This window comes from Polynucleobacter bastaniensis (assembly GCF_018882205.1).
In the GTDB taxonomy this organism is placed as follows: Bacteria; Pseudomonadota; Gammaproteobacteria; order Burkholderiales; family Burkholderiaceae; genus Polynucleobacter; species Polynucleobacter bastaniensis.
Genome location: NZ_JACVOU010000002.1, coordinates 534006 through 546633, shown reverse-complemented (window position 1 = coordinate 546633; position 12628 = coordinate 534006). Strand labels below are relative to the sequence as shown.

Annotated in this window: 15 protein-coding genes; 4 read left to right on the top strand and 11 right to left on the bottom strand. The window is 41.3% G+C overall.

The window, feature by feature from the left end; genetic code table 11:
- Nucleotides 1–379: 379 nt before the first annotated feature.
- Both ICN22_RS05960 and ICN22_RS05955 read right to left on the bottom strand, forming a co-directional pair.
- On the bottom strand, nucleotides 380–1444 hold the full coding sequence (locus tag ICN22_RS05960; RefSeq protein WP_216169324.1) for an adenylate/guanylate cyclase domain-containing protein: 1065 nt from the start codon (nucleotides 1442–1444) through the stop codon (nucleotides 380–382).
- A gap of 45 nt (nucleotides 1445–1489) precedes the next feature.
- Complete coding sequence (locus ICN22_RS05955) at nucleotides 1490–2851, bottom strand: hypothetical protein (RefSeq protein ID WP_216169323.1); 1362 nt, start codon at nucleotides 2849–2851, stop codon at nucleotides 1490–1492.
- A gap of 179 nt (nucleotides 2852–3030) precedes the next feature.
- On the opposite strand from ICN22_RS05955, the gene ICN22_RS05950 reads away from it, so the two are divergent.
- On the top strand, nucleotides 3031–3579 hold the full coding sequence (locus tag ICN22_RS05950) for a cyclic nucleotide-binding domain-containing protein (RefSeq protein WP_216169322.1): 549 nt from the start codon (nucleotides 3031–3033) through the stop codon (nucleotides 3577–3579).
- A 305-nt stretch (nucleotides 3580–3884) separates the two neighbouring features.
- Here the strand turns inward: ICN22_RS05950 and cynS are convergent, their stop codons facing one another.
- From cynS to ICN22_RS05925, 5 genes are all read right to left on the bottom strand, one after another.
- Nucleotides 3885–4328, bottom strand: a complete 444-nt coding sequence (gene cynS, locus ICN22_RS05945) for a cyanase (RefSeq protein ID WP_215305056.1) — start codon at nucleotides 4326–4328, stop codon at nucleotides 3885–3887.
- Between the two features lie 26 nt (nucleotides 4329–4354).
- Nucleotides 4355–5221, bottom strand: coding sequence for an ABC transporter ATP-binding protein (locus tag ICN22_RS05940; protein WP_216169321.1), 867 nt, complete (start codon nucleotides 5219–5221; stop codon nucleotides 4355–4357).
- Nucleotides 5211–6071 carry a nitrate ABC transporter permease gene (gene ntrB / locus ICN22_RS05935; protein WP_216169320.1) on the bottom strand — a complete coding sequence of 287 codons (861 nt, stop codon included), beginning with the start codon at nucleotides 6069–6071 and terminating at the stop codon, nucleotides 5211–5213. The genes ICN22_RS05940 and ntrB overlap by 11 nt, the downstream gene beginning before the upstream one ends.
- A gap of 15 nt (nucleotides 6072–6086) precedes the next feature.
- Nucleotides 6087–7460 carry a CmpA/NrtA family ABC transporter substrate-binding protein gene (locus tag ICN22_RS05930; protein WP_216169319.1) on the bottom strand — a complete coding sequence of 458 codons (1374 nt, stop codon included), beginning with the start codon at nucleotides 7458–7460 and terminating at the stop codon, nucleotides 6087–6089.
- 188 nt (nucleotides 7461–7648) lie between these two features.
- Nucleotides 7649–8143, bottom strand: a complete 495-nt coding sequence (locus ICN22_RS05925; RefSeq protein WP_439650982.1) for an HPP family protein — start codon at nucleotides 8141–8143, stop codon at nucleotides 7649–7651.
- A 104-nt stretch (nucleotides 8144–8247) separates the two neighbouring features.
- On the opposite strand from ICN22_RS05925, the gene ICN22_RS05920 reads away from it, so the two are divergent.
- On the top strand, nucleotides 8248–8715 hold the full coding sequence (locus ICN22_RS05920) for a nuclear transport factor 2 family protein (protein WP_439650979.1): 468 nt from the start codon (nucleotides 8248–8250) through the stop codon (nucleotides 8713–8715).
- Between the two features lie 24 nt (nucleotides 8716–8739).
- Here ICN22_RS05920 and ICN22_RS05915 read toward each other — a convergent pair whose 3' ends face one another.
- Nucleotides 8740–9246: an HPP family protein gene (locus tag ICN22_RS05915; RefSeq protein WP_216169316.1), complete on the bottom strand. Its 507-nt coding sequence runs from the start codon at nucleotides 9244–9246 to the stop codon at nucleotides 8740–8742.
- A 354-nt stretch (nucleotides 9247–9600) separates the two neighbouring features.
- On the opposite strand from ICN22_RS05915, the gene ICN22_RS05910 reads away from it, so the two are divergent.
- Nucleotides 9601–10761, top strand: coding sequence for an IS30 family transposase (locus tag ICN22_RS05910; RefSeq protein ID WP_216169315.1), 1161 nt, complete (start codon nucleotides 9601–9603; stop codon nucleotides 10759–10761).
- A 115-nt stretch (nucleotides 10762–10876) separates the two neighbouring features.
- Here the strand turns inward: ICN22_RS05910 and ICN22_RS05905 are convergent, their stop codons facing one another.
- From ICN22_RS05905 to ICN22_RS05895, 3 genes are all read right to left on the bottom strand, one after another.
- Nucleotides 10877–11449 (bottom strand): phasin family protein, encoded by a 573-nt coding sequence (locus ICN22_RS05905; RefSeq protein ID WP_216169314.1) that lies wholly within the window; start codon nucleotides 11447–11449, stop codon nucleotides 10877–10879.
- 101 nt (nucleotides 11450–11550) lie between these two features.
- Nucleotides 11551–11769, bottom strand: coding sequence for a hypothetical protein (locus ICN22_RS05900; RefSeq protein ID WP_216169370.1), 219 nt, complete (start codon nucleotides 11767–11769; stop codon nucleotides 11551–11553).
- The gene (locus tag ICN22_RS05895) at nucleotides 11762–11932 is read right to left on the bottom strand and encodes a hypothetical protein (protein WP_216169313.1); all 171 of its coding nucleotides are present in this window, start codon (nucleotides 11930–11932) and stop codon (nucleotides 11762–11764) included. Before ICN22_RS05895 ends, ICN22_RS05900 begins: the two co-directional genes overlap by 8 nt.
- 228 nt (nucleotides 11933–12160) lie before the next feature.
- On the opposite strand from ICN22_RS05895, the gene ICN22_RS05890 reads away from it, so the two are divergent.
- Complete coding sequence (locus ICN22_RS05890) at nucleotides 12161–12625, top strand: Hsp20 family protein (protein ID WP_216169312.1); 465 nt, start codon at nucleotides 12161–12163, stop codon at nucleotides 12623–12625.
- Nucleotides 12626–12628 lie beyond the last annotated feature (3 nt).

Sequence of the window (12628 nt, the reverse complement as noted above, 5' to 3'; positions counted from 1 at the left end):
GACGCAATAAGGTGACGATTTGCTCGGGTTTAAGACGCTGACCTTTTGCCATATTTAGCACTCCTTTAAGGTGAAGATTATCAAAAATCCTCTCTTCTAGGGTGGTACTAAAAATCAGGTCAGTTCACGAACGTGCGACCTACGCCTTAGAAGCTGTAAAAATGAGCTAAAACAACCAGTTAGACAATGATTTAAGCCTGGCAAGATCTGGTGTGGCATAGGCACCGCGAATCTTGGTTCGGGGTGGAAACCATCGGATCTTGGGCGGCATTGGCAGGCGGTCGAAAGGTTTGATGTGGAATTTGTCATGTAAACCGACAAAAATAAAACCACCCGCAGATGCAATAGCCTAACAGGCCAATAAAATTTGGTCAGGAACTTATTTTCGCCCATTTACAAAGTGTGTCATTATTTGACCAAGACCCTTGCATTCAACTAACTCCCTTTCCTCCAAAATATAGTCGGAACCAAGGGCATCTTTAGTGGATGGTGAAATTTGGATTCGATTAGGCAATGAGGTCGACTCCATCCGACTTGCTGTATTAACAGAGTGTCCCCAAACATCGTAGCAAAATTTACTATGGCCAATTACACCAGCTACGACAGGGCCAGTATTGATGCCAAATCGCATTTGAAAATCCACATGGTGCTCTTGATTGAATTCCTTTAGATCTTCAAGCATACCTAAAGCGAGATCCACAGTAGCGTGAGCGTGATCAGGACGGCGAATTGGGACTCCCCCAACAGCCATATAGCAATCACCGATTGTTTTAATCTTTTCAACACCAAGATTGGTTGAGCGTTTATCAAACTTTGAAAATAATGCATTTAGTAACTTAATCAACTCATCAGCTGACTTCTTCGACGACATTTGGGTAAAAGAAACAATATCTGCGAACAATATACTAACGCTTGGGTAGGTGTCGGAAATATTACTTTCATTATTCTTCAAACGATCGGCAATGGATTGCGGCAAGATATTGAGCATTAAGCGATCAGACAGCTCTTTTTCATGAGCTAAATCTTTTGTTTTTTCTGCATCAACTTCAATCATGTACTTCAAAAATTCTGAATTAAGGAGTACTCCAAAATAAATCCCCTCATCTAGTAAGACAACGCCACCCTGATCTAAATTTGCACCATCTTTACCCAACTCCTTACTTAATGTTTCAAATGGAGTTGCAATATCAAAACAAACAAAATTTGAGTTCATTCGTGAAGTAATTGGGCGATTTTGGAAAACAGCATACGCCAATGGATTTGAAGCTGCAGTTAATATCTCCATCCTCTCCACAACACCAATAGGCTTACTGCCTCCATCAATCACTACAAGCAACTTCATAGACTCATCCGCTCTAATGCGGCTTATAACTGTGTCACACTTTTCATCAGCCTGAATAGGTACCGGTGAAATTGCAAGTTTATGAATTGGGTTGGATGACATGATAGATTTCCTTAATTAAGTAAGTAGATATAAGGGGATGATTGATTATGTTTTCAGGAGCAAAGATTTTCTTGTGTCAAATAAATGCGCAATAGAAGCAGTGATAGCATGAACTAATTCATGGGGGCAACAGGAAAGAAACTGCTCTGAAGTTTTCTCGCCTTTGAAAAACTCTCTAGCCCTTAAAAGCAGATCCCTCATTTCAGAAAACCCAAGGCTTTTGACCATAAAAGTAGCTATTGGTGAATTTTTGACGTCATAGTCTGAGCTAAAGTTTCTCCCCAATTCTAGGAGGGATAAAACTTCTTGTTCAAGTGGATTTGAAGAAGTAATAGGATTAACAACGGGTGGTAGTAGCTGTTCTAAGCCAAAGGAGGGCTTACCATCAACAGGTAGCTCACCCATTAACATCGCCACCGATATATCTCTCCCAACTCTAGCTGCAATACACTCCAGAATAGCTATTGAGGTGAGCTTCATACCCAGATATAGTCTAGCTACCTCTAGATTATGTTTTGTTTTCCCGACTAGCTCATCAAATCTACTTGCCGATGGCTCACTGTGGAAATGTTTAAAAACTACCTCGGCCTTTAGAAAGTTAAGGAAGCCATCCATTTTTTGAAGAGAAACTCTATAACCATTAACAGTGTATGTATTTACACGCTTTAAGTCGTGATTAGTTTCAGGGATCAAATTCCAAGTGTTATCCAAAAAATGGGCGGATTGATCGCTGGAGAAATTTTCAACATCTCGGTTACTTACTTTAACTCCGCGCTCCACTATGCTGATAATTGATTCATCAGACCATGAGAAGTTAAACACTTCATTTACATTTTTTAACCTTAAAAATAATTTTTCCGAAGAGGAGACTCCGGCTGCATCAGGGCCTCTAAAGGGAATTGTTGCCTCAATACAGGAAATAATTTGGGCAAGTACTGGTAAAGGGAGAGTCTCATTAAATACCTTTGCCGCAAGTAATGCACTTAAAAATTCATTTTGTCCTGCCATAGGCATTAAGGTGTCGCCTTGTTTAAATCCAAAGATCATCAACGTCATTTTAAAGATGGGGTCTTCTAGTAACTCTGGATCCCCAACAATAATTAGCTGATTATTAACTTCATGAATGAAAGGGGCAATAAATCTAGCAATATTCACGTTGACTCCCTGATCAACCTGAACGTAAACCATGTCATGAAAAAGAGCTGAAATCACCTCAATAGGATCGCCGCCCTGGCCCACCAAAAAAATATGATCGGGAGTATGAAAAGATCTCCAGGGCCCAGTCATAGATTGGATTATTAACTTGGATATGCCTTCTAGCTCATGAGAACTACATTTTGCGTTTAAGGCATCGCATGCGGCACTGAGAGAAACAAAGCACTTTTGCAGATCAGAGTCTAGAGTCATAAATATTCACTTTTTCAAGAAAAGGCATAATTCTTTTACCATATCTATGGGTCATTAATTTGACAATAATGACTTCAGTGCACCTTTTTAATGCATAAAAGATTTTGTCGCAATAGTGTAATAACATCTAAAATTTTGTATTAATATTAGCAATTTGCACCTTCAACAATTACCAGCTTATGCCACAAGTTGACATTAGTACAGTTTCTAGAATCCCTTTCTTTAGCAAACTTCCGCAGTATGACCTGACTGCAATCTTATCGATTACCCAGGTTCGTAACGTTGAAAAAGATAGCAATATTTTTAGCGAACTCGATCCCCCCGATGGTTTGTACATTATCTTGTCTGGGAATTTCGAAATTTATGTCTTAAGCGGAATAAAGGGGGGGAAAGCCAAATCCTTGGCTAAAATCGGAAAAGGTCAATATGTTGGGGAATATGGATTAATTGATGGGCAACCAAGATCAGCTTCTGTGAAGGCAATTACAGCCGGTGAGGTGTTATTTCTTCCGAGTCAAGGTTTTGATTTTTTACTGGACACGCAACCATCTATCCTTGTAGGAATTATTAATTATTTGTGCGATGTTATTAATAAAGCGCCTAATTTTCGAATTAATTCACCAAAAGCAGAGTTAATAAAAACTAAGAATTTAAAAAATAGTACTCACAATATGCAAGTGCTCGCATCCATAATGAGAGAGTACACAAAGTTAATGTCAGTGAAATAAGGCTCAGCCCCATCGCTACTTAAGCTACATCAAATTTTTGAAGCTTTTGAATTTGAAGAGGTTTTTGGCCTGCCCAGCACGATTCGAACGTGCGACCTACGCCTTAGAAGAATTCGTGGCTGTTCAAAAGTCTAATAATTTCAATGACTTAGACGCATAAATCCGGACTGTGTAATAAACTGTGCAATACCTTGGTTTCAGTTCACTACGCTGTTACGAAATACTTTTATGTATGGGAGTAGGCGTTACTTTAAGTAAAGCTTAAAAAAACCACCCGAAGGTGGTTTTTGGGGACGTTTCAACTTTTAGTAAGTTTTGTATGAAAGATACTTTCCTGACAGCACTACCTGCACTCGATCCCCTTTAGGATCTGGCTCACGCTGAATATCCATTGAGAAATCAATTGCACTCATGATGCCATCACCAAACTCCTCATGAATAAGCTCTTTGATAGTGGTGCCATATACGCTCACAATTTCATACCAACGATAGATCAAGGGGTCCGTTGGAACGGCTGTAGGTAATGATCCTTTATAAGGAACGATCTGCAACCATGCCATTTCTTCATCGGTTAATTCGAATAACTTGCCAGCAGCTTCAGCCTGGGCTTTAGTAAAAGTCATTTGACCTAAGCATCCAGCAGTAACCCACTCCTTTGATTCGCCAATCGCTTTAGCAATATCACTCCACTTCATCCCCTTGCGCACTTTTGCTTCTATGATCTTTTGAGTAACTACAGAACGATCCATCATTTATTTTCTCCTTGATATTAAATTTATTGAGTAATCGGGGTGTGTAAACCAGGACATACCAATACGGGTTGGTAACCATCTAGCCCTCCAGTTGAACCTTTGACCTGTAAATCTTTTGAGCGATTCACTAAAAAATCAACCAAATGATTTCGCATCGGGTAATACATTGGGTCATGATGCAAATTTGCCCTCTTGCGGTTTTTAGGTAAGGTGTTGATGACAATTTCTGCAATCCGAGCATTCGGTCCGTTGCTCATTAACATAATCTTGTCAGAGAGCAAAATTGCTTCATCCACGTCATGCGTAATCATGAAGACAGTTTGTTTGGTCTCACTACAAATTTTGAGTAGCTCATCCTGAATCACTCCACGCGTGAGAGCATCCAATGCGCCAAATGGCTCATCTAATAAAAGCATTTTTGGCTCAATCGCAAAAGCTCTTGCAATACCAACTCTTTGCTTCATACCACCAGATAACTCTGAAGGCTTCTTATTTTCAGCATTAACCAAACCTACCATCTCTAGATATTTTTTAGAGTGCTCGGTAATTTTTGCCTTAGACCAATCTGGATACTTTGACTTGACAGCGAAAGCAACATTTTGTAGCACTGTCATCCATGGCATTAATGCATGACCTTGGAAAACAACACCACGATCCAAGCTAGGACCCTTAATTTCTCGATTGAGCATGTAGGCATAGCCATCTGTAGCGTCCTCAAGACCAGCAAGAACATTTAGAATCGTTGTCTTACCGCATCCTGAGTGCCCAATGATGCAAACAAACTCGCCACGCTCAATTTCAAAATTAATGCCCTCAAATACTGGTGGTGAGCCTACCTTAAATGACTTACTTAAGCCCTCGACCTTTAAAAATGAATTTTCAGTCTGCATAGGAAACCACCTTCTGTAATTTTGCAAAAGCAATGTCGAGCAACATGCCAACCAATCCAATCATGATGATTGCAAAAATAACGCTAGATAAAGATAAGTTATTCCATTCATTCCATAGGAAGTAGCCTATGCCAGTACCCCCTACTAACATTTCTGCAGCCACAATCACTAACCAAGCAATTCCCATGGAGATACGCATACCAGTCAAAATAGTAGGCGCTGCTGCTGGCAGAATGACAAGAAAAGCTTTCCGCATTGGTGAAACTTCCAAGGTTTTTGTAACATTCAATAATTCTTTACGAACATTAGCAACTCCAAAAGCGGTGTTGAGTAACATTGGCCATACAGAACAAATAAAGATTACAAAGATCCCGGAGATGGAAGAATCCTTAATCGTATACAGCGCTATTGGCATCCAGGCCAAAGGGGATATCGGCTTTAGGATTTGTATAAAGGGATTAAATGCTTCATACGCCAAAGGAGACATTCCTATTAAAAAACCAAAAGGAATAGCGACTAACATTGCCAACAAAAAACCAAGGCCCACACGTCCCAAAGAATAGGCCAACTGAATACCTATACCTTTATCATTTGGGCCATTGTCATAAAAAGGATGTGACAGTTGCTGATAAAAGGTTTCCCCCATTTTTGCGAGAGTTGGAAAGCCTGACTTTTCAACAGTAGTTCCCGCTCCCTGACCCATGAGTGTCTGGTACTCACTCGAGCCCGTTAGTGCTACAGGGGTCGAAACGACTTTGGGAGCAGTCACAATATGCCAAAGACATAAGGCCATTAACAAAATAACAACTGACAGGATCATTCCTCGAGTCTTAACAGATAACTTATTCATTGATTACCTTCTGATCTAGGCCTTATTGGTAGAAAAGGATTTCAGATAAGCAGCGGGCTGACTTGGGTCAAATTCTTTACCCATGATCTTGTCTTTTTTGTAACCTGCTTTGGCTAATGGAGGAACGGCAATACCTGTCTCGCCCATATACTTCTTGGCATCAGTAAGGAGGAATACTCTCTCTGAAATATCCTTGTAATTGATATCCCCTTTTACATAGCCCCAGCGTTGCATTTGGGTCAGCATCCAGGTTGCCATGGAGTACCAAGGGATTGGATTGAAATCAATTCGATCTGGTACGTTTTGAATATTTCCAAGTCCGTCAGCAAATTTACCAGTCAATACTTGCATCACTACTGTTTCAGGTTGATTTAAATAATTTGTAGGAGAAATCACCTTGGCAATCAACGGCCTATTTTCAGGATTACGCGCCATGGTTGAGGCATTTAATACCGCACGGTAAAGGGCTGCAAAGGTATTCGGATTTTTCTTAATAAACTCTTCGGAGGTTCCAAAAGCGCAGCATGGATGGCCATCCCAAATTTCTTTAGTGAGGATATGAATGAATCCAACCTCGTCATACACGGCACGCTGGTTAAATGGATCTGGCCCAAGGAAGCCGTCAATATTTCCTGCGCGTAAATTCGCGACCATCTCTGGAGGCGGGGTTACTCGGATTTGAATGTCCTTATCTGGATCCAAGCCTGCCTGTGCTACGTAATAGCGTAGCAAGAAATTATGCATAGAGTACTCGAATGGAACGGCAAATTTCATACCCTTCCATTTTTTTGGATCACGATTGTCTTTGTGCTTATTTGCTAAAGTAATTGCCTGACCATTCACATTTTGAATCGTTGCAACGCGCATTTGCGATGGATCTGATCCCAATCCCATCGACATCGAAATTGGCATTGGTGATAAAAAATGAGACGCATCATGTTCTTTATTGAGCATCTTATCTCGGATCAAAGCCCAGCCAGCTGTCTTATTCAGAGTAACGTTAAGACCCTGCTTCTTATAAAAACCTAAAGGATCAGCCATGATCAGTGGCGTTGCGCATGTAATCGCAATAAAGCCAATCTTTAAATCTGGTTTTTCAAGAGGGGCTTTATCTTGGGCCATAGCTTGTAAAGCGCCAACTGGAAGGAAACCAGACAGCGCACTCATTGCACCACCAGTACCTACTGCCTTTAAGAATGCACGACGACGACTTTCTTGAGGAAACAAAGCCTTAACAAGACTCGCTTCAACAAAATCTGCACTCATTTGCTCTTCATCAATCTTTGCAGATAAATCAAGCGCATGTTCAGCATCAGATGCATGCCGTCCGCAGCTACAGCGACTGCTAAATAAGGGTCTATCAGGATCAAAGGGGCGATATGAGTTCATTGAAATCTCCTAGGCGTTGTTTACTTCAATAAAAAAATGTATGCCCCATTTTGAAGAAGCCTTCATGAGCTCGTCATGGTGAAATGCACCAATAGAGGTGCAAGGAAACTCTTTTGCACCAAAACAGTGAATAGCTATTTGAGCAAATCTCTAAGGCGAGCCTAGGGGTGAATGTTTAAAGATTTTGACTAGGCTCTAAGAAAGCTATGATTTAAATAGCTTGCTAATGCTAATATCGAAGAATCAACCAGAACTGGATAAAAGAGAAAATCAACGTTATTGACCCTAGCCATCACAATTACCAAGGCAAGAAACAGCGCTGGAGGATGTATACGGCCTAAAAGATAAAGCCCCAAAATGGTGCTAAGTATTGCAATAGTTAAGCCTAAGAGCGGCGCAGAAAATAAATAGACACAAACAAATGCGATACAAGAGGCAAACAAATTAGCCTCCAAAATCGTCAATGGTGCGTAGAGCTTACTTTTTGGATATAGAAAAATGAGTAATGCACTTACTCCAAAGACAGCCACCACCATGGACTCGTCAGAGCTCAAAGTGCCATAGGCCTGATTGAGAAAAACGATTACAAATAAAGTGAGTCCAACACCAATTGAAATAGACAACGCTTTTCTCAAGGGCACGCTTGATTGCCCAGGAGCCAGCCGATCTAAAAAAGAGATCATTTTATGAAGAAGCTTACGTAACATGAGCAAAAAGCCTAACTGTTAATGTCATATGAGATACATCATATATTCTTATTTAAAACCCAAATGCTATGGAGATAAAAATGGAGCAAAAATTACCGCTACCTCCCTTCAAGAGGGAGACAGCTATTCAAAAAATTAGAATGGCTGAAGATGCATGGAATACTCGTGATCCTGAAAAAGTATCTCTGGTTTACACCGAAGATACCATTTGGCGGAATCGCGCTGAATTTCCAAATGGCCGGGAGCAAGTAAAAGAATTTCTACGACGCAAATGGGCTAAAGAGTTAGATTACCGTTTAATCAAAGAACTTTGGGCCTTTACTGACAATAGAATTGCTGTAAGGTTCGCTTATGAATGTCATGATGACTCAGGCAATTGGACGAGAAGCTTTGGAAATGAAAATTGGGAATTCAATGAAAATGGTTTTATGATGCGCCGCTTTGCCAGCATCAATGATTTACCAATTAAAGAAACCGAAAGAAAATTTTTCTGGCCGCTTGGCAGAAGGCCAGATGATCATCCAGCTCTGAGTAGTTTTGGTTTCTAACTGCTGATCAATTGAATACTAAAGTCAATGCTCCCAAATACTCCAGTTGAGAGATGGTGGTGAAGGCTGAGTCCAGGATATTGGATATTTTCTTACTCCAAAGCCAAGTCGACTCCATATAAAAGCAACTGCAAAAATAACGCTGACGCCTACCATTACAGTTATCCCAAGATGAATAAAGCTTGCATGGGCTTGGATCATAATTAATGGGTTAGCTCCAGCGGGAGGATGAACACATCTCATCATTAGCAAGAGCCCTATTGTGACTACTAGAGCAATGATGTAAACCCAAAAAGCATCTCCAAATAACTGATAAGCCAATATACCCACCAAGCTACTAATCAGATGCGCTCCAAACACCGCTCTTGGCTGTGCTGCAGGTGCTGTAGTAAGAGCAAACAAAAAGAGTGTTGTTCCCCCCAAGGAGGCCAGTAGCAGCGGCGAATTAGCTTGTGTAATCCACAAAGCCAAAATAATTGCCACAGAAGATCCAATCAAAACCCATAGCAGACGCAATATCAAAGTTTTCATCTATTGATGATAGACATAAAACACCGAGCACCCTTAATAGACAGTAGCCTTATAGTCGCATACCTGTTTGAGAGGCCTTGAATCATTAATTTATGAGAATTTGGCCTGCCCAGCACGATTCGAACGTGCGACCTACGCCTTAGAAGAATTCGTGGCTGTTCAAAAGTCTAATAAATTCAGTGACTTAGACGCATAAATCCGGACTGTGTAATAAACTGTGCAATGAGGTTTTGTCGGGTTTACCGACATTTGTGAGCGTCCTTTTAAATGACGGTTGGGTGGCGGCTTAGGATCTTGATTTCAACCCGTCGATGCAACACACTACAAACTGCGTAAGCGCAAGGAGTGTTGCTCATGAAACAACGACCTCGAATCTATTACACAGCTACCCAGAAGGACTTAATGTGGGAGCGCTGGAAAAAGGGAGATTCTCTCCAGCAGATTGCCCAGTTATTTGATCGTAATCATTCGTCCATACAAGGCATCTTTGTGCAAACTGGCGGCATTAGACCGCCACCCCGAACTCGATCCAAACTAGCGTTGACCTTAGCTGAACGTGAAGCCATCTCACGCGGCCTAGCAAGCGGTCAATCTATGAGATCGATTGCCACTGAGTTAGGTAGAGCACCTTCCACGATTAGTCGTGAGATTGGTCGTAATGGTGATCCAGAGAGTTATCGAGCCAATCCATCAGATCAGGCTGCTTGGGATCGGGCACATCGCCCGCAGACTTGTAAACTAGTCTTGAATAAAGCCTTAGCGCATCTGGTGGCAGATAAACTGCAGCACTACTGGTCACCACAACAGATTGCCGGATGGCTAAAAGAGACTTATCCAGATCAGGAGGACTATCAGGTGTCACACGAAACGATCTACCTTAGCCTCTTCATCCAAGCCCGTGGAGCCTTAAAGAAAGAGCTCACCCAGCATTTACGACGTACCCGCATCATGCGCCGTTCACGCCATCACACCCTCAAAGATATCGGCCTTGGAAAAATTAAGGATGCAGTCTCGATCAGAGAGCGGCCAGCCGAGGCAGAAGATAGAGCTGTTCCCGGCCATTGGGAAGGCGATCTTTTGTATGGAGATGCCAATAGCCAGATTGCCACTTTGGTGGAACGACAAACCCGGTATGTGATGTTGGTGAAGGTAGCTCGCAAAGATAGCGAGACAGTGGTTAATGCACTTATCAAGCATGCCCGCAAGTTACCGCAAGAGCTGTATAAATCCTTAACTTGGGATCGAGGTATAGAGATGGCTCAGCACAAACGCTTTACTCTAGCTACCGATGTGCAAGTATATTTTTGCGATCCGCAGCATCCTTGGCAACGAGGGTCTAATGAAAATACCAATGGTTTATTAAGACAGTACTTCCCAAAAGGAATGAGCCTGGCCAATTACTCACAGGCTAAGCTTAATGCCATAGCTAGGAAACTGAATGAACGTCCTAGAAAAACACTAAACTATCAAACACCGGCAGAACGTTTTGCCCTAACTGTTGCATCGACGGGTTGAAATCAAGATCCAAAGCAGACACACAAAGAAAAACCACCCGAAGGTGGTTTTCGTATTTCTTGGTGACCCGGGGCGGAATTGACCAAGGCCTAGGATACATAATTCTGAGAACAATTTAAGCAGCAATAGCTCTAGTCTTTTTAGATGCCGCCTTTTTAGTAGGTGCATATTGATCGTGAAATGAGTTAAATGTACTTTCAATAGTTTTCTCGAAATTTACATAAACATCTTTTGATGCATTGTATGCCTGATCAAAGCTCTGCAAGCTGGCATCTAGCGTGTACTCAAACATGGAAATCACTGGTCCTGAACCAGCAGGAGCTGAACCAGTAATTTCTTTAGCCAATTTTCTGAGCTCAGATTTAGAATCATCAATCGATAATTCAATCATCTTGACCACTTCTTTATTGCTCTTGCTAATGACTTTAGCTACCTTACTCTGAATAGCTGATACCTCAGAGATCACTTCTTGAGCTTCATCAGTTTTGAAGATGTCTAGAGCTTCTTTAGGATCTTTAATGGCAAGCATATGAGCTGCTTTGGTGTGGGCAGTTGCCACTACTTCTTTTGTTACATCAAAGTGGATCTCAGTCATTGCCATGGCATTTTCAATTGCCAATTGTGCTAGTTCATGTGCTGATTCAATGGCTTTTGCTTGTGTTGCGACCAATTTTTCAGTTTGATTCATGGTAATTCTCCCTAAGGTTTGTATTGATAAAAATAAAAACTAATGTTGCATTGCAGCATGCTAAATTGGATTTATGAAATTTTTATGACAGGAAAAAGCACCTACTTCATCGGAGCGCCAACCTCTACTGAATCTTTGCCTGAGGGTGATGCACTACTTTGTGAGGTTGCGCTGTTTTGATCCTCATTCGATTTGCTGGGGCCGGAAATCTTTTGTTTGGCCCAATCAGCACTAGTGGAAATATCTTTGCCCACACCTGCAACCGTGTTGCATGCTGCAAGAGCCATCAAACAGCTGATAGCCATAGCGCGCTTAATCATTTGCATAGCCTTCACGGCCCTCATCATGTCCAATGAAGGATTCTTCTACTAAATCTCTCCGACTTCTTTGATGCAGATATTCAAAGATCAAGCGTTTGAGCTTTGGTCTGGTAATTGGCTCCTGTGTATTTTCCTGGAGCTCTAAATGATCAACTTCGAGCATTACTTATTCTCCAATTTATGGTTTTGTGGATAAATTATCAAAAAATTATGAAACGTAAATAACCCCAAATCTATTGGGGAAATTTGTTTATTTTCAAGCTATACATATTGTCAAAAAAATGAATTTCAACCCCCTTGAAATTCAAAATTGCTGCCCTTAAATAAAAATTACCTAGGCGCCTTAGGGGTCTGGGAAATTGTGAACTTGCTTAAATTTAAGGAGAAAACGATGTCTTATCCATTTGGTAGAAATGTATTACTCAGCTCTGTTGGTTTTGATCGCCTAATTAATGCCATGGAGGAAATGAGTTCTGGCGAGAGTCTAAATAAGGCTCAAAGCTATCCTCCCTACAACATCATTAAAAACAATGAGCGTGACTATGCAATTGAAATTGCTGTAGCCGGCTTTAAAAATGATGAAATTGATATTACCGCTGAAGGTAACAAACTGACCGTTACCGGGAAGGTCAAAACGGAGCAGACCGGCGAATACCTACATAAAGGTATTGCCAACCGGGACTTTAGCCACGACTTTACTTTGGCTGAAACCGTGATCGTGCGCTCTGCTGATGTCGAGCATGGCTTACTCATTATCAAGCTAGAGAATGTCATTCCGGAAGAAAAACTGCCGCGTAAGATTGTGATTGGCGGCAACTCTAAGTTAGTGATTGAGGAAGTCAAAGAAGCTGCCTAATCG